The organism is Streptomyces apricus (assembly GCF_008369065.1).
GTDB lineage: Bacteria > Actinomycetota > Actinomycetes > Streptomycetales > Streptomycetaceae > Streptomyces > Streptomyces apricus.
Window position 1 is genome coordinate 134,547 of sequence record NZ_VDFC01000015.1, and the last position, 25,003, is coordinate 159,549.

Genomic DNA, 25,003 nt, shown 5'->3' on the forward strand with positions numbered 1-25,003 from the left:
CTGCCCCCGTCCACGGGCCGCGACGACGCCCTGACCGCGGCCATCACGGAGGCGGCGGTCGGGTCCACCTGGTTCCACCCGCACCCGTACGGCACGGTCACCGCGGTCGTGGAGGCGCCCATGTGGGCCGTGCCGGCCGTGCAGGACCCCTCGGTGCCCGCCGGGACCGACGACGCCCTGCGGGAGGCCGCCCGGACCCTGCGCCACGACACGGCCCTCCTGGAGGGGCTGCTGGCCCGCGTCCGCCCGCGCCTGGGGGCGGTCCCGGACGCGGAGCGCCTGCTCGCGCCCGTCGACGACCACGTACTGGTCTGCCCCGGCCTCGCCGACTCCTGGGACCCCGACACCGCGCCGGCCACCGGCGCCGACGGGAGCCCCCGGCCGCTGCCGCCGCTGACCGCGGCCGGGCTGACCGCGCTGCGCATCTGCGCCCGCCGCAGCGCGCTGCGCACCGCGGGACTGCTGCACCAGCTGGTGACCGCCACCGGGCAGGACCCGTGCGGCGCGCGGGCGGAACTGGACCGGCTCATCGACGGCTGGTGCGCGGAGTACCACGACGGCCTGGGGGCCCGCTTCGTCCCGGTCGCCCGGCAGGCCGAGTACCAGGCCCGCGTGGTGCTCGCCGCCTTCGACCTGGCCCGGCACCGGGACCCCGCGCCCGGCCCCGGCCCGCGTCCGTCCGCCCGCCCCACGACGAGGACCCGGGTGCCGTTCGAATGAGCCGGGGCGCACCCGCGCCCAGCCGTCCTACGCGGCCAGGTCGCGGGCGTGCCGCGCCGCCGCCAGCACGGTGCGGCTCTGGTGCTCGACCTGGTGCTCCAGCGGCACCCAGCGGGCACCGAAGCGCTCCGCGAAGGCCTCGCTCCAGGACACCACCAGCTGTTCCAGGCGGGGCGCGGCCGGGTCGCCGGCCTCCCGCAGCACCCGCAGGAGCATCGCCGCGGCCCGCAGCGGCAGCCGGCGGCCGAACGCGTCCACGCTGCCCAGGTACGCCGCCGTGGCGCCCGGGGGCGGCGGCCGGTGCCAGTCGCCGGCCAGCGCGGGGGACAGCTCCAGCGCCCACCGGGCGGCGCGCAGCAGCGGGCCCGGCGGCCCGGGCAGCCGCGGCAGCGCCTCGGCGAGGACGTCCTCGACCTGCCGCGCGTCCCGCAGGAGCCGGCCCGCCAGCCGGTGCATCGCCGCCGCCGGTGCGGGGTGCGGCGCGGGGTCGTCCACCAGGTCGCTCGCCCACATCGGCACCTCGACGACCGCGGTCAGGCCGCCGTGCCGGTGGGCGCGGTACCAGGTGCTCAGCCGGGCGTCGTCCGGCATGCTCGGGTAGACCTGCTCCGTGCCGGGCGCGGGCATCACGTGCACACCGGGTCCGGCGGCCGGCCAGCCCGCGGCGTCCGAGGCGCCCGTCTCCACCGGGATGTTCAGCTCTGCGGCGGACTTCGCGAACGGCTCGGCGAGCCCGGGGACGTCCCTGGTGAGCTGCACCCAGCTGCCGCCCAGGTCGGTGGCGTGCAGGCTCACCTGGAGGTAGGGCCGCAGCTCGTCGATGACCCGCACGAGCGCGAGGGTCTCGGGCGGCAGCCGGTCGGGCGGCAGCACGGCGGGCGACCACTCGGGCTGCTCGGACCCGGCCGGGCGGAAGAAGCCGAGGTGGTAGTCGAGCAGGGTGCGCGGCGCCGGCGTCACGTGCAGACCGGCGCCGTCCGGGTCCGCGCAGAGCAGGAAGTGCCAGGAGGTGCCGTCCCGCAGCGGCCGCTCGCGCACCACCCGCCCGGCCAGCGCCAGCAGGGTCGCGCCGCCGGTGGGCTCGTTGGCGTGGGCGCCCGCCACGACCAGCACCGCGGGAGCGGCCCGCCCCACGGACAGCAGGTGCAGGGGCCGGCCGGCGCGCGAGCTGCCGACCTGCCGGAGCGAGCACAGCCCCGGCTGCCGGGCCACGAGGGCCCGGGCGCCGCGGAGGAGCTCGGTGACATTGGGGTAGCGCAGCTCCGGCAGGAGACTCACCCCCGACTTGTTCCGCTTGTCCGGCCCGGCGTCACCCCCGCAGTACTCCATGGCGCGGATGCCCTGTCAAGGATGCGTGAGGGCGCCCCCGGGGGCGCCCGGCAGCACGTGCCGCCGGGCGGGACGGCGGTGCGCTCCGCCCGGCGGGTGCGGCCGGGCGCAGCGCACCGGCGGCGCCGGTCAGCCGCGCGGCGCGGGGTCGTCCCCCACCCGCTCCAGCAGCGCCACGGGCAACGGCCCGAAGAGCTCCGCCACGCGCGCGTGGCCGGTGAACTCCCGTCCGGGCGTGAGCAGATCGGCCCACCGCCCCGCGGGCAGCGCCAGCTCCGTGTCGCGCCAGCCGCCCTCCTCCGCCAGCCGCACCGGCAGCCGGGTGACGGCCGTCAGCACCTCACCGGAGCGCGCGAAGGCGAGGCAGTGCGCCGCCCCCGGGCCCCGGGCGGGCAGCGGCTCGTAGGTGGCGGACGTGCCGAAGACGGCGGGGCGCCGCCGCCGCAGCCGCAGGGCCGCCGCCGTCAGCGCGGCCTTCTCGGCGGACAGGGCGTCCGGGTCCTTCGGCGGGAAGGGCGCCGGGCGCCGGTTGTCCGGGTCCACCAGCGCCCGGTACTCGGACTCGGTGCCCTGGTAGAGGTCCGGCACGCCCGGCATCGTCAGGTGGACCAGGGCGCCCCCGAGGACGTTCGCCCGCACGTACGGCTCCAGCGACCGCCGGAACCCGGCGACCCGCTGCCCGGGCGCCCCGCACGGCCCCGCCTTCAGGAACGCGGCCACGGCCTCCTCGTACGCGGGGTCCTGCTCGGTCCACGCCGTGGCCAGGCCCGCCTCCCGGACGTGCTTCAGGAGCGCGTCCTGGAGCCGCTCCCCGTCCGCGGGGCCGAGCCCGAGGGCGGTCTGCCAGGCCGCCCAGGCCAGCTGCGGGTCCGGCGCGCCCACGCCCTCGGCGGCCGTCAGCGCGGTCACGTCGGCGACGAGGTCCGCCCACCGCCCGGGCACCTGGGTGAGCACGGAGATCGCGGCCCGCACATCGGCGCTGCGCTTGGTGTCGTGGGTGGAGAGCACGGTGCCGGTCGCGGGCCAGTCGCGCTGCACGCGCGCGCAGTACGCGTGGAAGTCCTCCGGGGACACCGCGGGCGCCCCCGGCTCACCGCCCACCTCGGTCGCCGACAGCAGCGGTACGTACCGGTAGAACGCCGTGTCCTCCACGGACTTGGCCCGCAGCGCCGACGCCAGCTGAGCGAACCGGGCCCGGAAGGCCGCGTGCTCGGGCCCCTCGCCGAGGCGCCCCACCACCAGGTCCCGCACGAGGTCGACGGCCTGGGCCTCCTCGGGGACCTTGAAGGCCCGCTTCGCCTCCCGCGCGGCCTCCTCGGTGACGACCGACGCGGCGTCCTGCGAGGTGTACGGCCGGTAGACCTCCAGGCGGACCAGGAGCTCGCGCAGCGCGGTGCGCAGGGCCCAGGGGGCGCGGTCGCGCAGCACCGGGTCGGCGGACGTGCGGCACAGCCGGTCCGCCTCGCGGGTGAGCCGCTCGACCTCGGCGGCCAGCTCGTGGTGGACCACCTTGTACGCGGCCCGCCGCACGGTCGCCTCCCAGTCGCCCCCGCGGTCGGCCTGGGGGGCCGCGAAGCGCCGGTACCGGCCGAGGAGCTCCCCGAAGCCCGCCGGGTCGGMGAGGACGCCGTCCACGTGCCGCAGGGCGTCGTAGCCGGTGGTGCCGGCGACCGGCCAGGCGGCCGGCAGCGGCTCGCCGTCCGCGAGGATCTTCTCGACCACGGTCCAGCGCCCGCCGGTCGCCGCGTCCAGGCGGCGCAGGTACGCGTCCGGGTCGGCGAGGCCGTCCGGGTGGTCGATGCGCAGCCCGTCGACGACCCCCTCGTCCAGCAGCTGGAGGATCTTGCCGTGGGTGGCGTCGAAGACCTCGGGGTCCTCGACGCGCACCCCGATGAGCTCGGAGATGCTGAAGAACCGCCGGTAGTTCAGCTCGGTGCGGGCCAGCCGCCACCAGGCCAGGCGGTACCACTGGGCGTCCAGCAGCTCGGGCAACGGCAGCCCCTCGGTGCCGGCCCGCAGCGGGAACGCGTGGTCGTGGTAGCGCAGGACGTCCCCGTCGACCACGAGGGAGCCCTGCTCGGCGCCGACCGGCCCGCCGAGCGCGGGCAGCAGGACGCGGCCGCCCTGGGCCTCCCAGTCGATGTCGAACCAGCGCGCGTACGGGGAGTCGGGGCCCTCGCGCAGCACCTCCCACAGGGGGCGGTTGTGGCGGGGGGACATCGCCATGTGGTTGGGCACGATGTCCACGACGAGGCCGAGGCCGTGCTCGCGGGCGGTGGCGGACAGGCTCCGCAGGCCCTGCTCGCCGCCGAGCTCCTCCCGTACGCGCGCGGGGTCCACGACGTCGTAGCCGTGGCCCGAGCCGGGGACGGCCTCCAGGACGGGGGACAGGTGCAGGTGGGAGACGCCGAGCTCGGCCAGGTAGGGGACCGCCTGCTCGGCCGCGCCGAAGGGGAACTCCGGCTGGATCTGGAGGCGGTACGTGGCGGTGGGGCCGGGGTGCGCAGGTGTCATGGGGACTTACGTACCCGGCCGGCGCCGTTTCGTGTCCCCGACACTCGCTCCGGGGGGTGCGCGGTTTTTCGTCCGCGGCCCGGTGGGGGCTGATCGCGCAGTTCCCCGCGCCCCTTTCAGGGGCGCGGGGAACTGCGCACGGTCACGCAGGCCGTTGCAGGACCACCATGCTCCGGTCGGGCATGGTGATGCTGTCACCCGCGTCGATCTTCTCCCCGGTCCCGGCGGGAACCCCGCCGTCCCGGCTCGTGTCGACGATCACCTGCCACCGGCGCCCGTGGTCCACCGGCACCACGAAGTCCAGCGTCTTCGGCGAGGCGTTGAACAGCAGCAGGAACGAGTCGTCGGTGATCCGCTCCCCGCGGGGCCCCGGCTCCGAGATGGCGTTGCCGTTGAGGAACACCGACAGCGCCCGCGACTGCGTGGAGCCCCAGTCGTCGTCGGTCATCTCCTTGCCGGCGGGGGTGAACCAGGCGATGTCCGACAGCTCGTCGTGGGTGCCCTCCACGGGCCGTCCGTGGAAGAACCGGCGCCGCCGGAACACCGGGTGCTCGCGCCGCAGCCGCACCATCGCGCGGGTGAACTCCAGCAGCTCGCTGCCGTCCTCCGGCCACGGCACCCAGGACAGCTCGTTGTCCTGGCAGTACGCGTTGTTGTTGCCGCCCTGCGTGCGCGCGAACTCGTCGCCGTGGCTGAGCATGGGCACGCCCTGCGACAGCAGCAGGGTCGCCGTGAAGTTGCGGTGCTGGCGGGCCCGTAGCGCCAGGACACCGGGGTCGTCGGTCTCGCCCTCGACCCCGCAGTTCCACGACCGGTTGTGGCTCTCGCCGTCGTTGTTGTCCTCGCCGTTCGCCTCGTTGTGCTTCTCGTTGTACGACACCAGGTCGTGCATCGTGAAGCCGTCGTGGCAGGTGACGAAGTTGATGGAGGCCAGCGGGCGGCGCCCGTCGTTCTGGTAGAGGTCCGAGGACCCCGTCAGCCGGGACGCGAACTCGGCGAGCGTCTGCGGCTCGCCCCGCCACAGGTCCCGTACCGTGTCGCGGTACTTGCCGTTCCACTCCGTCCACAGCGGCGGGAAGTTGCCCACCTGGTAGCCGCCCTCGCCGACGTCCCAGGGCTCGGCGATCAGCTTGACCTGGGAGACCACCGGGTCCTGCTGGACCAGGTCGAAGAACGACGACAGCCGGTCCACCTCGTGGAACTGGCGGGCCAGGGTCGCCGCCAGGTCGAAGCGGAATCCGTCCACGTGCATCTCGGTGACCCAGTACCGCAGCGAGTCCATGATCAGCTGGAGCACGTGCGGGGACCGCATGAGCAGGGAGTTCCCCGTGCCCGTGGTGTCCATGTAGTAGGTGGGGTCGTCCGTCAGGCGGTAGTACGAGGCGTTGTCGAGCCCCTTGAAGGACAGCGTCGGGCCCAGGTGGTTGCCCTCGGCGGTGTGGTTGTAGACCACGTCGAGGATGACCTCGATGCCCGCCTCGTGCAGCGCCCGGACGGCCGACTTGAACTCCAGGACCTGCTGTCCGCGGTCGCCCCAGGAGGCGTACGCGTTGTGCGGGGCGAAGAAGCCGATCGTGTTGTAGCCCCAGTAGTTGTTGAGGCCCATGTCGACCAGACGGTGGTCGTTCACGAACTGGTGGACCGGCATCAGTTCGAGCGCCGTCACCCCCAGCTCGGTCAGGTGTTCGATGACGGCCGGATGGGCGAGCGCCGCGTACGTGCCGCGCAGCTCGTCCGGCAGCCCGGGGTGCAGCATCGTGAGGCCCTTGACGTGGGCCTCGTAGAGCACGGTCTGGTGGTACTCCGTGCGCGGGAGGCGGTCGTCGCCCCAGTCGAAGTACGGATTGACCACCACGGAGCTCATGGTGTGCGGCGCCGAGTCCAGGTCGTTGCGCTCGTCGGGCGCCCCGAAGTGGTAGCCGTACACCTCCTCGCCCCAGTCGATGCTGCCGCTTATGGCCTTCGCGTAGGGGTCGAGGAGCAGCTTCGCGGAGTTGCAGCGCTGCCCCCGCTCCGGCTCGTAGGGACCGTGCACACGGAACCCGTACCGCTGGCCCGGCATGATGCCGGGCAGGTACGCGTGCCGTACGAACGCGTCGGTTTCGCGCAGCTCTATCGCAGTCTCGGAGCCGTCGTCGTGAAGAAGACACAGCTCGATCCGGTCCGCGGCTTCCGAGAAGACCGCGAAATTCGTGCCGGCGCCGTCGTACGTGGCACCGAGTGGGTACGCCTGTCCAGGCCAGACCTGCATGGATGCAACTCTTCCAGTTGTGCGACGCCGCGGAGGGCGACTCCTGCCCGAGTGTCCCCGAAACTCATGGAACCACCTATGACTTACCTCCCTCTTACCGCTCGACCGGTGCATACGCGGTATGCCGAACCAGTGGGATCCGAGCGACCCCTGGACATACAGGGGGAGTAGGGGGAAATGTGCGCACAATAGTGCACCGCCATCTGGGCAAAGTGGTGGCGGGCGCGGRGATGGCGATAGCCGGGACGGCCGTGATGGTGGGAATCACCCTGCCGGGCTCGGCGGGGGCCGACGACTCCGGGGGCCGGGGCGCCGGGCAGAACGCCGGGCAGGCGGGACAGGAGGGGCAGGGGGGCGCGGCCGGGGAGCAGGCGCAGGGCGCCGTACGGCCGGGCGTGGTCGAGCAGGCACCGGCCGAGGGCGACAAGGGCAAGGGGCGCGATCCGCTCACCGACGACGAGACCGAGCGGGTCACGGACCTCGCCCTGGACCGGCAGCTCCTGCGCAGCAGCGAGAACGTCGAGGGCGACAAGGGGCCGCAGCGCATCACCGTCGACCTCGCCGAACCCGAGCTGGCGGAACTGGACGACCCGGGCGCGCCGCGCCGCGCGGAGGTGTCGTTCTACGACTACAAGGACGACTCGCTCGTCACGAAGACCGTCAATCTTGACACCGGCAAGGTCGAGGCGACCGACACCCAGCACGGCGTCCAGCCGCCGCTGAGCCGCGCCGAGACCGTCGAGGCCGCGCAGCTGCTGATCGCCGACCGGCTGGGGGCCGGGCTGCGGGCCGACTACAAGGACGCGACCGGCAAGAAGCTGACCACCCCGGACCAGCTGCTGCTCAACAGCATGGTCTTCCGCGCGACCCCCGGCACGCCGGCCGCCCTCGCCGACTGCGGCGAGCACCGCTGCCTGCGCCTGTTCGTGAAGGCGAAGAACGGGCCCTGGATCGACAGCCGTGACCTGGTCATCGACCTCAGCGCCCGCAAGGTCGCCGAGGTCGGCTGAGCCTTCCCGGTCCACCGCTCTCCTTCCTCCGGCCTGACCGCACCACTTCACCTTTCCCACTTTCCCGCACTTGCAAGGGAGTCAATTCTTCATGCACGTGAACAGAGCAAGCCGCGCCCGCAGGCGGGCGGCGGMGGGCCTCTCGCTGGCCGCCCTGACCGTCGGCGCCGCGACGAGCGCAGGACCCGCCGTCGCCCAGGGCAAGGCCGCTCCCGCGGCCGCCGCCGACTGCAGCGCCGCGTACAAGATCGAGCAGAAGCTCGCCACCGGTACCACCTGGACGATGTGCTGGCACTACGAGAGCGAGGCCGGGCTCGTCCTGGAGAACGTCTCGTACCAGCCCAAGGGCGAGGCCGCCCCCATCCGCGTCCTGACGAGCGCGAAGCTCGCCCAGATCCACGTCCCCTACGACGACGGCTCGGTCGAGTACGACGACCTCACCGGCGCCGGCTTCGGCCAGGGCCTGATGGAGATGGCCCCCGGCGAATGTCCCGGCGGCACCATCAAGACCGTCAAGGTCCCGGACGCCTGGGACCCGGAGCACCCGGACGTCAAGGGCCTGTGCGCCACCACCCGCTCCCGCGGCCACGCCTACCGCATGCAGGGCGACACGGCGGGCAAGGTCTTCCAGCAGCAGGGCAAGGACCTGCTCGTCTACACCGTCAACCAGGTCGGCTGGTACGAGTACATCACCGAGTGGCGCTTCCAGGACGACGGCACCATCAACATGAACGTCGGCGCCACCGGCAGTCTGTCGCCCGGCGACTACGACGCCGGCGACGGCCGCGGCTGGCCGATCGGCAAGGGCGCCAAGGGCTACGCCACCAGTCACAGCCACAACGTCTTCTGGCGGCTGAACTTCGGCCTCGACGGCAACTCCAAGAACAAGGTCGAGCAGTACGACTCCGTGGTCAGCCCGCCGGCCCAGGGCGGTGAGGCCCCGCGCAACAAGACCACCCGCACCAAGGTCACCAAGGAACTCGCCGGTGACGCCAAGAACATGCGCTGGTGGCGCGTCGTCAGCACGACCGGCAAGAACAAGGACGAGCACGCCCGTTCGTACGAGTTCGTCCCGGGTGCCTCGAACAAGTACCCGGGCCGCAGCTACACCAAGCACGACATCTACTTCACCCAGTACAAGAAGTGCGAGCAGTTCGCCAGCCACAACCTGCGCAACTGCGGTACCGGAGCCGGTAAATCCGTCGACAAGTGGGTCGACGGACAGGCCCTCACCCACCCCGTGGGCTGGGTGAACATCGGCTTCCACCACGTCGCCCGGGACGAGGACCAGCAGCCCATGCCGGTCCACTGGCAGGGCTTCTCGCTCGCCCCGCGCGATGTCACCGCTATGAATCCGCTCACTCCGCCGGAGCTGGCCGACCAGAACGGGCGCCCGGACAACGGTCGTTGAGAATCGACCTGTCCATCCGGCTGCACCGCCCGCCGCTCCCGGAGTACCCTTCCTTGATCGTTGGCCGGGGGAGTGCTCGGGGGAGCGGAAGGCGGTGTGCGGGTGGGGTCCGGAGGGCTGGAGCTGCCCCCTGGTGACGGCGGTCACGAGGGGGGCTCCGCGGACGCCCCGCCCGGAGCGGTGTCCCTGGCCCGCCCCATGGAGATCGGGGCGGAGCTGGACTGGGGCGCGGACGCCTGGAGCGAGGTGCGTACGCGCGCCCAGCGGGCCGGCCGCGCCTACATCTGGCTCAACCTCGTCGAACAGCGGCTGCGCGCGGTCGTGGCCGCCGTTCTGCGCCCCATCTACGAACCCGTGCACGGCGAGGACGACTGGGTGGTCGCCGCCGCCGGACCCGCCGGCCAGGAGTGGGTCCAGCGCGCCGTCGCGGTGCGCGAAGTCAGCCGCCGCAAGGGCTACTTGCTCGACCCGGCCGACGACAACGTCCTGAGCTTCCTGACGCTGCCGCAGCTGCGCGAGCTGATGGTGCAGCACTGGCCGTGCTTCGAGCCGTACTTCGACGAGCGCCGGGACGTCGAACTGGCCCTGGACGAACTGGAAGTGACCCGCAACGTCGTCTCGCGCAACCGGGCCCTGTCCGAGGCCGTCCTGGCGCAGGCCGAGCGGGCGTCCGCGAAGCTCCTGGAGATCCTGGGCGCCGGCAGCGACGTGCCGTCCGCACGCCGCCTGCCCGTCGACGCCGTGGAGAACCTGGTCGGCGACCGGTACGCGGACGTGGTGGCCGTGCACTCCGACCGGGTGCGGCTGCTGCGGCGCTTCCCCGCCGAGGACCTCTTCGGCGGCGCCCGCCGCCTCGACGCCGTCGGCATCGGCCTCAACCTCCTCGTGCAGAACTTCTCGGGGCGGCGGCTGGTGCGCCTCGCCGAGTCCGGCTGCCGGGTGCGGCTGCTCTTCCTGAACCCCGCCTCCAGCGCGGTCAAGCGCCGCGAGCGGGAGCTGGGGATCAAACGGGGCGAACTGAGCCGTTCCGTCGAGATGAACATCCTGCACATGCGCCGGGTCAGGGCCCGGCTGCGCGACCCCGGCGCCTTCGAGATCCAGGTCTACGACGAGACGCCCCGCTTCACCGCGTACCTCGTCGACGGGGACGGGGCGGACGGCGTGGCGGTCGTGCAGTCGTACCTGCGGCGCACCCGCGGGATGGAGGCGCCCGTGTTCGTGCTGCGCGGTGGCGGCCGGGTGCTCAAGCCCGACGCGGCCGGCGAGGACGGCCTCTTCGGGACGTACCGCGAGGAGTTCGAGGTGGCCTGGGCGGATTCGCGCCCGGTGTCCTGACCGATCCCGGTTCCCCGGATTGTCAGTGGCCCATGACATCGTGGAGATCACTGGGGGAACGCACCACGAGGAAGGGAGCCGGCATGGGTTGGCACGCGGAGCTGCTGGTCGGCTTCGACCTGGAGACGACCGGGACCGATCCGCGCGAGGCGCGCATCGTCACGGCGGCGGTGATCGAGGTCCGCGGCGGGGAGCAGGTCGGGCACCGGGAGTGGCTCGCCGACCCGGGGGTCGAGATCCCCGCGGACGCGGTCGCGGTGCACGGGATCAGCAACGAGAAGGCGGCCGCCGAGGGCGCGCCCGCCGACCGGGTGGCCGACGCGATCGCCTCGGCGCTCGTCGCGTACTGGCGCGGGGGCGTGCCGGTCGTGGCGTACAACGCGGCCTTCGACCTGACCCTGCTCACCGCCGAGCTGCGGCGGTACGGGCTGCCGTCCCTGCGCGAGCGGCTCGGCGGGACCGATCCCGCGCCGGTCGTCGACCCGTACACGATCGACCGCTCGGTGGACCGCTACCGCCGCGGCAAGCGGAACCTCGAAGCGGTCTGCGGGGAGTACGGCGTCCGGCTCGACGCCGCCCACGACGCCTCGGCGGACGCGCTGGCCGCGGCCCGGCTGGCCACCGCGATAGCCGCCCGCCACCCCGAGGTGGCCGCGCTCGACCCCGCGGAGCTCCACCGCCGCCAGATCGAGTGGTACGCGCACTGGGCGGCCGACTTCCAGGGCTTCCTGCGCCGCAAGGGGGACGCGGAGGCGGTCGTCGACGGAACCTGGCCCGTACGGGACCTGGCGGACGAGCGGGTCTGAGACCGGGCGCCCCCGCCGGTGCCTCAGCCGGCGGCGGGACCCGCGATGCGCTCGATGCGCGGCGCGGCCAGCTCCGCGTAGTCGGCGCCGGACATCACCAGGGAGCGGTCGAGACGGGCGGCGTTGAAGTAGAGGCGCCGCTGGGCCACGACGGCCGGGTCGGCGACGACCTCCAGCTCCGCGTCGAAGCTGAACGGGAGGACCGTGCCCGGCACCGAGCGGGCCAGGCGCTCCGCGGTCTCCGCGTCGCTGAAACCGGCGTAGCGGGCCGCGTAGAGGGCCTTGACCGCGTCCAGGTCCACGCGGCGGTCCCCGGGGACGACCGCGAGGACGTGACGCGTGGTCCTCCTGTCCACCTTCACGCGCAGGACGATGCACTTGGCGGCCTCGGACGCGGGGTGGCCGCGCAGGGCGCAGACGGCCTCGGTGGCGCCTTCCGGCTCGTGGTCGATGAGGTCGTAGTCGACGGCGGCGGTGTCGAGGAGGGCGATCAGACGGGTGTAGGTGTCGTGGGTGGTGGGGGTTGGCATGCGGGGTCCTCCCGGGGGTCGGTTTTCGGCTGCGGGTGCGTCGTGGCTGGTCGCGCCCCTGTGGCGGAGCCACTCATGTCAGGGCCCCGCGCCCCTGAAGGCGCCCTTCGCGCGGCCTTCGTCCCTCGGGTGCGGTGGGCGCGTTCTATCGCCTGGCCCCAGTACGTGCCGGTCAGCATCAGGATCGCGCCCAGGCCCGTGAGCGGGGTGAAGTGGTCGCCTGCCAGGGCGATGCCCACGGCCGCGGCCCAGATCGGCTCGGTGCCCAGCAGGAGGCTGGCCCGGCTGGCCGAGGTGCGCTGGACGGCCCAGGTCTGCGCGAGGAACGCGAACACGCTGCAGAAGAGGGCGAGGTACAGCAGCTGGGCCCAGCCCGCCGCGCCGACGTGCACCAGAGTGGGCAGGTCGCCGGAGGCGGGCCCCAGGAAGAGCGCCGTGCCGACGAGGGTCTGCACGGTGGTCAGCCGCAGCGGGCGGATCGCGCGGCCCGCCGTCAGCCGGCCGACGAGTGCGACGTGCCCCGCCCGGATCACCGCGGCGCCGAGCATCAGCAGGTCACCGAGGCGCGGTGCGTGGAAGCCGTCGCCCGACATCAGCAGGCCGACGGCCAGCAGGCACACGCCGGCCGCCGCGTAGAAGGACGGCGGGAGACCCCCGCCGCGGCCGGTGCGGTCCAGGAGCGGGGTGATCACGATGGTCAGGCTGATGATGAGGCCCGCGTTGGCGGCGCTCGTGTGCGCGACGCCGTACGTCTCCACCACCAGGATGGCCGCCTGCGTCACCCCGAGCGGCAGTCCGATCCGGATCTCGTCGCGGGTCCAGGGGCCGGACTTGCGGCCGGCGGCGACCAGGGTGAGACAGGCGAGCGCGGACAGGGCGTACCGCGCGAACAGCACCACCAGGACGGGCAGCACGGCGGTCGCGGTCTGGGCGGAGAGATAGCTGGAGCCCCAGACGAGGGCGACGAGGAGGAGTACCGCATCGGTACGGCGGGCATCGGGCACGCGTTCACCCTGCCCTGCCGTGTCCCTGAAGCACAGAGCCAACTTCTTAAATGATCCTTTAGCATCGCTACATCGGCGGGAGGGCCGCGACCATGGACGAACGGCAGCTCAGGATCCTGCGTGAGCTGGGCGAACTCGGCAGCGTGACGGCGGTCGCCGAGGCCCTGCTGGTCACGCCCTCGGCGATCTCCCAGCAACTGCGGCTGCTCCAGCGCGCCATCCCCGTACCGCTCACCGAGCGCCAGGGGCGGCGGCTGGTCCTCACCGACGCCGGGCAGGCCCTGGCCGGCGCGGCCATCGAGGTGGAGACGGCGCTGGAGCGCGCGCGGCACAGCGTGGACGCGTTCGTCGACCGGCCGGACGGCGAGGTGTCGGTGGCCGCCTTCCACAGCGCGGCGTCGGCGTTCTTCCCGCTGCTGCTGCGGGCGTTCGCCGCACCCGGCGGGCCCCGTCTGTCCCTCGCCGACGCGGACGTCGTCCAGGACGACTTCCCGCCGCTGACCAGAGAGTACGACCTCGTGCTCGCCCACCGCCTGGAACACACGCCGACCTGGCCGCGCACCGTCACCGCCACACCGCTGCTGCACGAACCGCTCGACGTGGCGCTGCCCGCCGACCACCCCCTCGCGGAGAAGCGCCGGCTCACCCCGCGCGACGTGGCCGACCAGACCTGGATCACGGCACACGACGGCTTCCCGGTCGTGGCCACGATCGACGCCATCGCCACGGCGGCGGGCCGCCCGCTGCGCCTGGCCCACCGCATCAACGAGTTCGCGGTGGTCGCCGAGGCCGTCGCGGCCGGCGGAGGGCTCGCCCTGATGCCCCGCTGGACGATGCGCCCGCACCCCGCCCTGGTCCTCAGACCGCTCAGCGGCGTCCGGGCCCGCCGCCACATCGACGCCCTCCACCGCCCGGAACGCACGGCCAGGGGCGCGGTACGCACGGTCCTGACCGAGCTGCGCCGGGCGGCGGAAACGATCCGCGCCCCGGGCTGAGCGCCCCGAAGGGGCGCGGGGCTGTGTCGATGTGCGGCTCCGCCGCGTGGGCGCGCTCAGCCCCCACACACCCGCAGACGACAAGCCACCGCGCCGCGCAGCGAACCGGTCAGAACGGATACCACCGCACCGTCTCGTCCCCCTCCCGCAAGGACGCGACCCGCCGCCGGAACTCGGCGAGAGCCTTCGGATTGCTCGGCGCATGCTGCGCCACCCACGCACAGCTGGCCGTCTCCCGCGCCCCGCGCAACACCGTGCACCCCTCCCACTCGCGCACGTCCCAGCCGTACGTCGTGGTGAACGCGTCGTACGCCTCGGCGGGCAGCCCGTACCGGTCGCGGGACAGGGCCAGCACGACCAGGTCGTGCTCGCGCAGGTCCGCGGAGAACGTCTCCAGGTCGACCAGGACCGGCCCATCGGGGCCGACGTGCACGTTGCGGGGCAGGGCGTCGCCGTGGATGGGTCCGGGCGGCAGTTCCGGCGTGAGCGCGGCGGACGCCTCGGCGAAGCCGTCCCGCCGGCCGCGCAGGTACGCCGCATCGGCCGGGTCGATCACGTCGCCCGCGAGCCGCAGCCACCGTTCCACCCCGCCCAGCAGTTCCCGGCGCGGCAGCGCGAAGCCGGGCGCGGGCAGGGCGTGCACCACCCGCAGCAGTCCGGCCAGGTCACGCGGTTCGGCCGGCCGTACGGGATCGGGCAGCCGGTGCCACAGCGTCACCGGGTGACCGGCCACGGACCGTGCTTCGGGCTCGGCGGCCCGCACCGCCGGGACGCCCGCCTCGGCGAGCCAGAGCGCGACGGCCAGCTCGCGCCGCGCCCGGTCGAAGAGTTCCCTGTCGCGGCCCACCTTGACCACCAGGTCACCGATGGCGAAGACGGCGTTCTCGCCCAGGGCGAGCAGCACGGCGTCCCGGCCGTCCCGGCCGAGACCCGCCTCGGCGAGTACGTCCCGCGCCCGTGTCTCGTCCATCACTCGCCTCCCGTGGAGCCCTCGGCCCCCACCGTTCCCTGTACCGCGTCGGACGCCATTCTGCCCCTCGCCGCGGGCGCCGGGAGCACGCCGCGGGCCGCCCCGTGTCGCATCCGCACTGGTAGGAGCCGCCGGGCAGGGCGTGCGTGCTGTCTTGACGCGGTGTCGGCGGATCACGACGATGACGGGGGCCACCGGGACGGCCAGAACCGCACGAAACGCTCAGAGGAGCCGAATCCGTGACACTGGCGACCGCGGGGAAGCGGTCAGGGAGACCCGCGCCGGGGACCCGCGGACCGGGCCGCCCCGTCGACCGCGGCGCCTGGTTCCTGGTGCTGCCCGCGCTCATCCCGATCCTGGTGCTGAGCGTCGGACCGCTCCTCTACGGCATCGCCCTGGCGTTCACCGACGCGCAGTCGGGCCGCACAGAGCCCACGCAGTGGATCGGCACCCTCAACTTCCAGGACCTGCTGTACGACACCCTGTTCTGGGACTCGTTCCGCATCGGCCTGCTGTGGGCGGTGGGGGTGACCGTGCCGCAGTTCCTGCTCGCACTGGGGCTCGCCCTGCTGCTCAACGAGGAACTGCGGCTGCGCTGGCTGGCACGGGCCCTCGCGATCATCCCGTGGGCGATGCCCGAGGTCGTCGTCGGCATCATGTGGCGGCTGGTCTACAACCCGGACGCGGGCATCCTCAACGAGACCATCCGCGACCTGGGCCTGGGCGACGGGCGGGACTGGCTGTCGGGCCTGGCGACCGCGCTGCCCGCGGTGATCGTCGTCGGGATCTGGGCGGGCATGCCCCAGACGACGGTCGTCCTGCTCGCCGGACTGCAGAACACCCCGCGCGAACTGCACGAGGCGGCCGCCATGGACGGCGCCGGGGCCTGGCGGCGCTTCCGCACGGTCACCTGGCCCGCCCTGAAACCGGTCGCGCTCGCCGTCACGGCGCTCAACTTCATCTGGAACTTCAACTCCTTCGCCCTGGTCTACGTGCTGACCAGCGGCGGCCCCGGCGGCCGGACCCGGCTGCCGATGCTGTTCGCCTACGAAGAGGCCTTCCGCTACGGGCAGTTCGGCTACGCGGCGGCGATGGGATGCGTGATGGTCGCGGTGATCTCGGTGATCCTCGCCCTCCAGCTGGTGGGCCGGCTGCGCGGGGACGGGGACGCATGAGGACGAGCAGAAGGGCCCGCGCCGGCCAGTACGCCGCGCTCCTCGCGTACCTGGTCTTCCTCGCCTTCCCGTTCCTGTGGCTGGTCTCCACCGCCTTCAAGCCGCCGCGCGAGCTGGCGAGCCTGCATCCGACCTGGCTGCCCCGGGACCCGACCCTGGACAACTTCCGCCAGGCCTTCGACGAGCAGCCGCTGCTGCGGGCCGCGGCGAACTCCCTGGTCGCGGCGGTCGGGGCGGCGCTGATCGCCGTACTGATCGCGACCCCGATGGCGTACGTCATGGCCCGGCACCGCACCCGGCTCGCGAAGGCGGCGACCGGCTGGGTGGTGGTCAGCCAGGCGTTCCCGTTCGTGCTGGTGATCATCCCGCTGTTCCTCGTCCTGAAGAACCTGCGGCTGATCGACTCCGTGGGCGGACTGGTCATGGTCTACGTGGTGTGGGCGCTGCCGTTCGCGCTGTGGATGCTGGTGGGATACGTACGGGCGGTGCCGGCCGAGCTGGAGGAGGCCGCGGCGGTGGACGGCGCGGGACGGCTGCGGACGCTCGTCTCGATCATCGCGCCCCTGCTCGCACCCGGCATCGTGGCCACCGGCCTGTTCGCGTTCATCAGCGCCTGGAACGAGTTCTTCTTCGCGCTGGTGCTGCTGAAGACGCCGGAGAAACAGACCCTGCCCGTCGTCCTCACCCACTTCCTGGGCGCGGAGGGCGTGGCGGACCTCGGCCCGCTCGCCGCCGCCGCGTTCCTGGCGACCCTCCCGTCCCTGGTCGTCTTCGCGCTCATCCAGAAACGGATCACGGGCGGGATGCTCGCGGGGGCGGTGAAGAGCTGATGCGGACACGGAGGTGGGCGCGCGTGCGTACGCGCTGGTCGGCCGCGGCGGTCGCGGGACTGCTGCTCGTCGCGGGGGCCGGCTGTTCCGGGGACGGCGGTGACGGCTCGCGGGACGGCCGGATCACGCTCCGGTTCCAGTCCCTGGCCTGGCAGAAGGAGTCCGTCGACGTCAACAAGGAGCTGGTGCGGGAGTGGAACGCCGCGCATCCGAAGGTGCGGGTCGAGTACGTGCAGGGCTCCTGGGACAGCGTCCACGACCAGCTGCTCACCTCCTTCGAGGGCGGTGAGGCGCCGGACGTCGTCCACGACGCCTCGGACGACCTGGCGGACTTCGCGTACGGGGGGTATCTCGCGGACCTGCGCGGGCTGTTGTCCGAGCGGCTCAGGTCGGACATCCCGGAGCGGAGCTGGGAGACGACGACCTTCGGGGACGGGGTGTACGGCGTGCCGTTCCTGCAGGAACCGCGCGTCCTGATCGCCAACGCCGAGTGGCTGGAGGAGTCGGGGGTGCGCATCCCGACCCCGCGCGAGCCGTGGAGCTGGAGCGAGTTCCGGGCCGTCACCGCCGAACTGGCCGACGGGGACGGGAAGTACGGGGTGGCCTGGCCGCTGAAGGAGCCTGTGTCCGCCACGCTCAACCTGTCGCTGTCGGCCGGCGGGCGGCTGTTCCACCGCGGGGACGACGGGAAGGTGCGGATCCGGTTCGAGGAGGGGGACGCGGTGGTGCCGCGGACCATCCGCGACCAGGTCAACGCGGACGCCAGCGCGCCGGACTCTACGCTCGGCAGCGGCGGTTCCGACACGCTGCCGGGGTTCTTCGGCGGGAAGTACGCGATGGTCCCGCTCGGGTTCTCCTACCGGCAGCAGATCGTGCAGCAGGCGCCGAAGGGGTTCCGGTGGCGGGTGCTGCCCGCGCCCGCGGGGGCGGACGGGCTCGCCCAGGGGGTGAGCCCGCAGACGCTGTCCGTCGCCCAGGACAGTCCGCACAAGGAGGAGGCCGCGGCGTTCATCGACTTCCTGCTGCGGCCGCGGAACATGGTGCGGCTCGCCCTGGGGGACTGGATGCTGCCCACGGGGACGCGGGGCGCAGTCCGTGCGGGGGTATCCCGAGTGGAAGGACAAGGTGGCGACGCCGGCGCTCCAGGAGTACTACAGCGGGGCGATCGGACTGAGCGAGCTCAGGCGACGCCTGACGACGGACGGAAACCGGGTCCTGAACCGCTACCAGAGGTGACGGTTCGCTGGGCTGGGGGCGCGTCATCGAGTGCGGGTCCGCTGTGGCCGGTCGCGCAGTTCCCCGCGCCCCTTAAAAGCAGGGGCTACCGCCCCGATGAAAGACAGGGGCGCAGCCCCGTCTTTCAGGGGCGCGGGGAACTGCGCGACCAGCCCCCACCGGGCCGCACCCGGAAAGCGACCGCCGGCCAGCTCGGATAATTAATTGCACGAGACGTCTCGTCTCGCTTAAGGTTCCCGCATGACCACCCCCGCCCACATCGCCATGTTCTCCATCGCCGCCCACGGGCACGTGAACCCCAGTCTCGAAGTCATCCGGGAGCTCGTCGCCCGGGGCCACCGGGTCACCTACGCGATCCCGCCCGCCTTCGCGGAGAAGGTCGCGGAGACGGGCGCCGAGCCGAAGCTCTGGAACTCGACCCTGCCGTCCGCCGACGACGACCCCGCCGCCTGGGGAACCACGCTCCTGGACAACGTGGAGCCCTTCCTGGCGGACGCCGTCCAGGCGCTCCCGCAGCTCGCCGCGGCGTACGAGGGTGACGAGCCGGACCTCGTACTGCAGGACATCACCGCCTACCCGGCCCGCGTCCTCGCCCACCGCTGGGGCGTCCCGGTCGTCTCCCTCTCGCCGAACCTCGTCGCCTGGGAGGGCTACGAGGAGGAGGTCGCCGAGCCCATGTGGGCGGAGCCGAGGAGGACCGAGCGCGGACAGGCCTACTACGCCCGCTTCCAGGCCTGGCTGGACGAGAACGGCGTCGGCCTGGACCCCGACACCTTCAGCGGCCGTCCCGCCCGCTCCCTGGTCCTCATCCCGAAGGCGCTCCAGCCCAACGCCGACCGGGTCGACGAGTCCGTATACACCTTCGTCGGTGCCTGCCAGGGCGACCGCACCGCCCAGGGCGGGTGGCGGCGGCCCGACGGCGCCGGGCGCGTCGTCCTCGTGTCGCTGGGCTCCAGCTTCACCAAGCAGCCCGCCTTCTACCGCGCCTGCGTGGAGGCGTTCGGCGGCCTGCCCGGCTGGCACCTCGTGCTCCAGATCGGCAAGCACGTCGACCCGGCCGAGCTGGGCGACCTCCCGCCGAACGTGGAGGTCCACGACTGGGTCCCGCAGCTCGCGATCCTCCAGCAGGCCGACGCGTTCGTCACGCACGCCGGGGCCGGCGGCAGCCAGGAGGGCATGGCGACCGCCACACCGATGGTCTGCGTACCCCAGGCCGTCGACCAGTTCGGCAACGCCGACATGCTGCAGGCCCTCGGCGTCGCCCGCCACCTGCCGATGGAGGAGGCCACGGCCGGCGCCCTGCGGGAGGCCGTCCTCGCCGTCGCCGACGACCCCGGGGTCGCGCGCAGGCTCAAGGAGGTCCAGGCGCAGATGGCGGCCGAAGGCGGGACTTCCCGTGCCGCGGATTTGATCGAGGCGGAAATTCCCAAGGAGCGCCGGTGAACGGAAAAAGGCCTGATCCGGTGACCGTCAGCGAACTCCGAATTCCCCCCGGTCACGGTTGCACGCGATCGGTGAAGCCATGGCGCACTTTGTATAACGGGAAGGTCATTTGGTAACGCTCGGATAACGTACGGTCTGTCCTGCCAGGTCATGGACCTGGTTACCGGGTATGACCACCGACCCCGGTGGAAGGTTGCACGGGTCTCTTCTTGTTCTTTTCCGGAACTCCTTCCTAGCGTGAGGTGAACTCGAAACGAACCTTGGGAAGTTGACCTATGCGCCGTGACATACCGCCCCTCGCAGAGGTGCGCCGCATCACCGAGAAGAAGCGGGACGCCTGGTGGACCGTGCTGCTCGTCGACCCGGTCGCCACTCCGCTGGTGCGGCTCACCGCGAAGTACACGCGGATCACACCGAACCAGATCACCTGGGGCGCGTTCCTCCTCGGCCTCGTCTCGGCGGGCTTCTTCGCCTTCGGTGACTGGCGGTGGCTGATCGCCGGCGCGTTCGTCTACCACCTGAGTTTCGTCCTGGACTGCATGGACGGGAAGGTGGCCCGGCTCACCGGCCAGGGGTCCGTCTTCGGCGCCTGGCTGGACTTCGTCTTCGACCGCATCCGGGTGGCGGTGTGCGGGGTCGCGCTGATGGCGGGCCAGTACCACCGCACCGGCGAGACGATCTACATCTGGCTGGCCGCGGCCGTCGTCTTCCTCGACACGCTGCGCTACATCAACGGCCTGGAGATCTTCAAGATCCGCCACACCATGCGCAAGCAGATCAAGTCGCGGGTACGGGAGGCCCGGCGCGCGGAGAACGCCGCGGAACTCGCCTTCATGGAGGACCTGCTCCGCAACAACCCCGAGGCCGACATCGAGCAGGACATCCGCCAGGCCGCGGCGGCCTCACCGGCGGCGGTCGCGGCGGTCGCGGCGGCCGAGGAGACGGCGGCGGTCCAGGAGGCGGCGGCCGGGGAGACACCGGCCGGGGAGACGACGGAGGCCGGGGCGGACGACGTCCCGGCGAAGGCACCGGCCCGGGTCATCGACCTGCACCAGGAGTTCCGGCACCGCTTCCCCGCCTACCTGCGCGCCCGGTCCTTCTTCCTGCGGCACCGCATCCGTACGCACCTGGTGAGCGGCATCGAGTTCCAGATGGGTGTCTTCATCCTGGGCCCGCTGTTCGACTCGGTCATCGAGGCGACCGTCGTCTCCGGGGCGCTGCTCCTCGTCTTCGAACTCGCCATCATCTACAAACTGCTGCTCTCCACCCGTGACTTCACCCGCACGATCGACTCCTTCGAGCGCGATCACGAACAGGTCGCCACGGCGGCCTGACCGAGGACCGGGGGACACGGGGGAACACGGGGGAACGGCCGTGGGACCGGGGCGGGTGCCCCGGCCCCACGGCCGTGCCGTCGTACGGTCGGCCGGTCAGACGCCGACCTTCTCCCCCGCGACCGCCGGAGGCGGCGGTGTCGTGGACGGAGCCTCGAACGACTCGTCGTGGCTGAGGTCCGGCAGGCGGTTCAGCCACTTCGGGAAGTACCAGTTGCGCTCGCCGAGCAGGGCCATGACCGCCGGCAGCAGCACACCGCGGATGATCGTCGCGTCGATCAGGACCGCCGCCGCGAGGCCCACGCCCATCTGCTTCATGGACTGCATGGACAGCGTTCCGAAGATCGCGAAGACGGCGACCATGATGACGGCGGCGCTGGTGATGACCCCGGCCGTGGTGACCACCCCGTGCTGGATGGCGTCCCGCGTCGTCAGCCCCCGCAGCCGCGCCTCACGGATCCGCGAGACCACGAACACGTGGTAGTCCATCGAGAGCCCGAAGAGGATCACGAAGAGGAACAGCGGCAGCCAGGTGATGATGGCGCCCACGCCCTCGGCGCCCACCAGCGACGCGCCCCAGCCGTGCTGGAAGACCGCGACGAGGATGCCGTACGCCGCCCCGACCGACAGGAGGTTGAGGACGATCGAGGTGACCGCGATCGTCAGCGAGCGGAACGAGAGCAGCATCAGCAGGAAGGCGAAGGCCACGACGAAGACGAAGACCGGGGCCACCGCGCTGACGAGCTGGTCGTTGAAGTCCTTCGAGCCCGCGACCTGACCGGAGACCGGCGCCTCCACCCCGTCGACCTTGCCGAGCGTCGCGGGACGGACCTCGTCGCGGATGGTCGTCAGGCTCTTCTCGGCCTCCTCCAGGTCGGAGCCGCCCACCAGCGGCACGTACACGAAGGCGATGTTCTGCGCGTCGTGCACCTTGACGTCGACCGGGCCGCGTGAGGCGCCCGAGCTGACCGCCTGCTCCCGGAAGTCGGCGATGGCGGACTTCACCTCGGGCGCGTTGATGTCGTCGGCCTTCACGACCACTTCGGCCGGGTCGGAGCCGCCGGGGAAGGCCTCGTTCACCCGCTCGTACGTCGCCACGATCGGCAGCGAGTCGCCGAACTCCTGGTCCAGCGTGAGGTTCTGGGTCTTCATGCCGAGCGCGGGGGCCGCGATGGCGACCAGCGCGCCCGCCGCGACGACCAGCGAGACCGCCGGCCGGGCCAGCACCACGCGCAGCACGGCCGTCCAGAAGCGGCTGCCGCCCTCGGAACCGTTGTCCGCGCCCTGCTTCTTGCGGCGCTTGTCCGGGTGCAGGAACGGGATGCGGCCCTTCTCGACCCGTGAGCCGAGCAGCGAGAGCACCGCGGGCAGCACGGTCACCGAGCCGACCATGGCGACCGCCACGACCATCAGCGAGGCGAGGCCCATCGCCTTGAAGGTGGCGATGCCGGTGAACAGCATGCCCGCCATCGCGACGCACACCGTGACGCCGGAGACGATGATGGCCCGGCCGCTGGTCGCCGCGGCGATCCGCAGCGCGGTCTCGGCGTCGCGGCCCGCCGCGCGCTCCTCGCGTTCGCGCCGCAGGTAGAACAGGCAGTAGTCGACGCCGACCGCGAGCCCGACGAGCAGCATCACCGAACTGGACGTGTCGTCCATCGGCTGGACGTGGCTGACGATCATCATCAGGCCCATCGTGGCCATGATCGCCGTGATCGCGAGCAGGACCGGCACCAGGGCCGCCACCAGCGCGCCGAACGCCACCAGCAGGATGCCGAGGGCCACCGGCACGGCGGAGAACTCGGCCTGCTTGAAGTCGTCGCCGAACGCGTCGTCGAACGTCTTGTTCATGCTGGCGCCGCCGATCTCCTCGATCCGCAGCGCCTCGTGGTCCTTCTGGACCTCCTCGACGGCCTTCAGCACGGGCTCCACCCGCTCGCCCGCCGTGTCCGCGTCGCCGCGCATGTCGAACTGCACCAGCGCGCTGCGGCCGTCCTTCGAGATCGTCTTCGTGTCGTACGGCGAGGTCACGTCGGTCACCCGGCCGGTGTCCTCGACCGCCTCGATCACCGCGGCGACGGCGGCGCGGAACTCGGCGCCGGTCGCCTTCAGGCTCCCGTCCCGGCTCTGGAGGAGCACGGTCTCCCCGGCCGGCTCGTCGACCCCCGCCTGCTCCGAGAGGGCCGCGGCCCGTCCCGTCTCGCCCCCGAGCTGCTCGCTGTCCTTGAGCTCGACCGTGCCCGCCGCCGAGCCGAGTCCCATCGCCAGAACGACGAACAGCACCCAGATCCCGACGGCCGCCCAGCGGTGCCGGGCGCTCCAGCCGCCGGCCCGGGCCGCTATGCCCCGTACCCGCGTGTCTCCGTTCCCCATGACGGGCTTGCCCCCTCGTTCCGGGCGCCGGCCCCGCGCCGGCACCTCCCGCTATGAACGTAGGGCGCGGATAAAGGGCTCTCCTCGTGCGCTCCGGTGAAGTCCGGCCCCGAGATCTCCTCCCCCCGTACCCCTCGGCCTCCGCACTGAGGAGGACGGTCGCCCCCTACACGTAAATCGGCTGCCCGGGGGTCGCGGACAGGCCGACCGGTCGGTAACCTGCGTTGCCGGGGCAGCCCAAGGCCGCGGCCGTCGTGCCCACCCCCACGGGGCACGACGGCCGCTCTCAGGGTGCCCGGACGACCGAGGGGACGACGGTGGGGACCATGGGCACGACCAGGTACGCGGCGCTGCTGCGCGGGATCAACGTGGGCGGCAGCAGGAAGGTGCCGATGGCCGGGCTGCGCACCCTGCTCCAGGACCTCGGGTACGCGGACGTGGGCACGTACCTGCAGAGCGGGAACGCCGTCTTCTCCAGCGACCGCGGCGACGAGGACGCGCTCGCCGCGGAGGTGTCGGCGGCCCTCGCCGAGCACTTCGGGTTCACGGTCGACGTACTGGTGCGCGACCACGCGTACCTGCGGGCCGTCCTGGACGCCTGTCCGTTCCCGGCCGCCGAACTGGAGGCCAAGCAGCTGCACGCCACGTACTTCTCGGCGCCGGTGGGCCCCGACCGCTTCGCGTCGGTCGACGGGGCGGCGTTCCTGCCGGAGGAGTTCCGCCTCGGCGACCGCGTCCTGTACCTGTACGCCCCCGACGGGCTCGGCCGCTCCAAACTGGCGGAGGTCCTGGCGCGGCCCCGGCTGACGAAGGGCGTCGTCGCCACCGCGCGCAACTGGAACACCGTCGTCAAACTCGCCGAACTGACCGAGGGCTGACCAGAGTCGACCCGGGGCCGGCAAGGGCCGGCCGGTGGGCGCCCGCGCGCCTGTGGCAGGCTCGGCCCATGCGCTACATCATCGTCGGAGCAGGGGCCGTGGGCGGGGCCGTCGGCGGCCGCCTCGCCGAGTCGGGGCACGAGGTGGTGCTGGTCGCGCGCGGCGCCCACCACGACGCGCTGCGCGAGCACGGACTGCGTCTCGTGACGCCCGACGGCCCGCGCACCCACCGGCTGCCCGTGGTCGACGGACCCGGCGCCCTCGGCGCACTGCGCGCGGACGACGTCCTCGTGCTCGCGGTGAAGACGCAGGACAGCGTGGCGGCGCTGGACGCGTGGGCCCCCGTCCCCGTCGAGGGCGGCGGCACGGCGGCCGAGCGGCTGCCGCTGTTCTGCGCCCAGAACGGGGTGGAGAGCCAGCGGCTGGCCCTGCGGCGCTTCCGGCGGGTGTACGGCGTCTGCGTGTGGCTGCCCGCCACCTTCGTCGAGCCGGGCGAGGTGTCGGCGGCCGGTGCGCCCCTCACCGGCATCCTGCACCTGGGCCGCTTCCCGCACGGCACGGACGACACCGCGCGGGCCGTCGCCGCCGACCTGGCCGCGTCCCGCTTCGAGGCGCCGGTGGTGGCCGACGTGACGCGCTGGCAGTACGCCAAGCTGCTGGCCAACCTCGCCAACGCGATCGAGGCCGTCAGCGGTGTCGTCGACAGCGAGGAGGCCGCGGAGCTGAACGCCCGCGTACGGGCGGAGGGGGAGGCCGTGCTGGCCGCCGCGGGCATCCCGTACGCCTCCGCCGCGGAACAGAAGGAGGCGCGCGCCGGCAAGATGCGGCTCGTGCCGCTCGGTGGGGAGGGGCGGGGTGC

The 25,003-nt window shown here is 72.9% G+C and carries 18 protein-coding genes and 2 pseudogenes; 13 read left to right on the forward strand and 7 right to left on the reverse strand.

Annotated elements, in window-relative coordinates:
• Positions 1-720, forward strand: a pseudogene (locus FGF04_RS05630) (dehydrogenase); the annotation flags it as partial.
• Between the two features lie 27 nt (positions 721-747).
• On the opposite strand, the gene FGF04_RS05635 reads toward FGF04_RS05630, so the two are convergent.
• From FGF04_RS05635 to glgX, 3 genes are all read right to left on the reverse strand, one after another.
• On the reverse strand, positions 748-1,998 hold the full coding sequence (locus FGF04_RS05635; protein WP_149510109.1) for a M14 family zinc carboxypeptidase: 1,251 nt from the start codon (positions 1,996-1,998) through the stop codon (positions 748-750).
• 180 nt (positions 1,999-2,178) lie between these two features.
• On the reverse strand, positions 2,179-4,563 hold the full coding sequence (treY, locus tag FGF04_RS05640) for a malto-oligosyltrehalose synthase (RefSeq protein ID WP_149510110.1): 2,385 nt from the start codon (positions 4,561-4,563) through the stop codon (positions 2,179-2,181).
• 142 nt (positions 4,564-4,705) lie between these two features.
• Positions 4,706-6,814, reverse strand: coding sequence for a glycogen debranching protein GlgX (gene glgX / locus FGF04_RS05645; protein WP_149510111.1), 2,109 nt, complete (start codon positions 6,812-6,814; stop codon positions 4,706-4,708).
• Between the two features lie 179 nt (positions 6,815-6,993).
• On the opposite strand from glgX, the gene FGF04_RS05650 reads away from it, so the two are divergent.
• From FGF04_RS05650 to FGF04_RS05665, 4 genes are all read left to right on the forward strand, one after another.
• Complete coding sequence (locus tag FGF04_RS05650; protein WP_149510112.1) at positions 6,994-7,824, forward strand: Tat pathway signal sequence domain protein; 831 nt, start codon at positions 6,994-6,996, stop codon at positions 7,822-7,824.
• A 91-nt stretch (positions 7,825-7,915) separates the two neighbouring features.
• Positions 7,916-9,235, forward strand: a complete 1,320-nt coding sequence (locus FGF04_RS05655; RefSeq protein WP_149510113.1) for a copper amine oxidase — start codon at positions 7,916-7,918, stop codon at positions 9,233-9,235.
• 102 nt (positions 9,236-9,337) lie between these two features.
• Positions 9,338-10,570 carry an SAV2148 family HEPN domain-containing protein gene (locus FGF04_RS05660; RefSeq protein ID WP_149510114.1) on the forward strand — a complete coding sequence of 411 codons (1,233 nt, stop codon included), beginning with the start codon at positions 9,338-9,340 and terminating at the stop codon, positions 10,568-10,570.
• An 83-nt stretch (positions 10,571-10,653) separates the two neighbouring features.
• A complete protein-coding gene (locus tag FGF04_RS05665; protein WP_149510115.1) occupies positions 10,654-11,376 on the forward strand; it encodes a 3'-5' exonuclease in 723 nt (240 codons plus the stop codon).
• A 23-nt stretch (positions 11,377-11,399) separates the two neighbouring features.
• Here the strand turns inward: FGF04_RS05665 and FGF04_RS05670 are convergent, their stop codons facing one another.
• Complete coding sequence (locus tag FGF04_RS05670) at positions 11,400-11,906, reverse strand: YbaK/EbsC family protein (protein ID WP_149510116.1); 507 nt, start codon at positions 11,904-11,906, stop codon at positions 11,400-11,402.
• Positions 11,867-12,910: a DMT family transporter gene (locus FGF04_RS05675; protein ID WP_149510117.1), complete on the reverse strand. Its 1,044-nt coding sequence runs from the start codon at positions 12,908-12,910 to the stop codon at positions 11,867-11,869. The genes FGF04_RS05670 and FGF04_RS05675 overlap by 40 nt, the downstream gene beginning before the upstream one ends.
• Before the next feature lie 92 nt (positions 12,911-13,002).
• On the opposite strand from FGF04_RS05675, the gene FGF04_RS05680 reads away from it, so the two are divergent.
• Entirely contained in the window at positions 13,003-13,905 is a 903-nt protein-coding gene (locus FGF04_RS05680; protein ID WP_149510118.1) for a LysR family transcriptional regulator, read from the forward strand.
• A gap of 109 nt (positions 13,906-14,014) precedes the next feature.
• On the opposite strand, the gene FGF04_RS05685 is transcribed toward FGF04_RS05680, so the two are convergent.
• Entirely contained in the window at positions 14,015-14,875 is an 861-nt protein-coding gene (locus FGF04_RS05685; protein ID WP_149510119.1) for a phosphotransferase enzyme family protein, read from the reverse strand.
• Positions 14,876-15,114: 239 nt separating this feature from the next.
• Here FGF04_RS05685 and FGF04_RS05690 point away from each other — a divergent pair, with 239 nt between their 5' ends.
• The 5 genes and pseudogenes from FGF04_RS05690 (at position 15,115) to FGF04_RS05710 (ending at position 20,893) form a co-directional block, all read left to right on the forward strand.
• Positions 15,115-16,050, forward strand: coding sequence for a carbohydrate ABC transporter permease (locus FGF04_RS05690; RefSeq protein ID WP_149510120.1), 936 nt, complete (start codon positions 15,115-15,117; stop codon positions 16,048-16,050).
• Positions 16,047-16,880, forward strand: coding sequence for a carbohydrate ABC transporter permease (locus FGF04_RS05695; protein WP_149510121.1), 834 nt, complete (start codon positions 16,047-16,049; stop codon positions 16,878-16,880). Before FGF04_RS05690 ends, FGF04_RS05695 begins: the two co-directional genes overlap by 4 nt.
• A pseudogene (locus tag FGF04_RS05700) lies at positions 16,880-18,116 on the forward strand (ABC transporter substrate-binding protein). The gene FGF04_RS05695 and the pseudogene FGF04_RS05700 overlap by 1 nt, the downstream one beginning before the upstream one ends.
• A 240-nt stretch (positions 18,117-18,356) precedes the next feature.
• A complete protein-coding gene (gene mgt / locus FGF04_RS05705; RefSeq protein WP_149510122.1) occupies positions 18,357-19,559 on the forward strand; it encodes a macrolide-inactivating glycosyltransferase in 1,203 nt (400 codons plus the stop codon).
• Positions 19,560-19,834: 275 nt separating this feature from the next.
• Positions 19,835-20,893, forward strand: coding sequence for a CDP-alcohol phosphatidyltransferase family protein (locus tag FGF04_RS05710; RefSeq protein ID WP_149510123.1), 1,059 nt, complete (start codon positions 19,835-19,837; stop codon positions 20,891-20,893).
• Between the two features lie 96 nt (positions 20,894-20,989).
• Here the strand turns inward: FGF04_RS05710 and FGF04_RS05715 are convergent, their stop codons facing one another.
• Complete coding sequence (locus FGF04_RS05715) at positions 20,990-23,266, reverse strand: MMPL family transporter (RefSeq protein WP_149510124.1); 2,277 nt, start codon at positions 23,264-23,266, stop codon at positions 20,990-20,992.
• Between the two features lie 326 nt (positions 23,267-23,592).
• On the opposite strand from FGF04_RS05715, the gene FGF04_RS05720 reads away from it, so the two are divergent.
• Positions 23,593-24,144, forward strand: a complete 552-nt coding sequence (locus FGF04_RS05720; RefSeq protein ID WP_149510125.1) for a DUF1697 domain-containing protein — start codon at positions 23,593-23,595, stop codon at positions 24,142-24,144.
• A gap of 68 nt (positions 24,145-24,212) precedes the next feature.
• Positions 24,213-25,003: ketopantoate reductase family protein (locus FGF04_RS05725; RefSeq protein ID WP_149510220.1), on the forward strand; the 791-nt coding region annotated here is incomplete at its 3' end.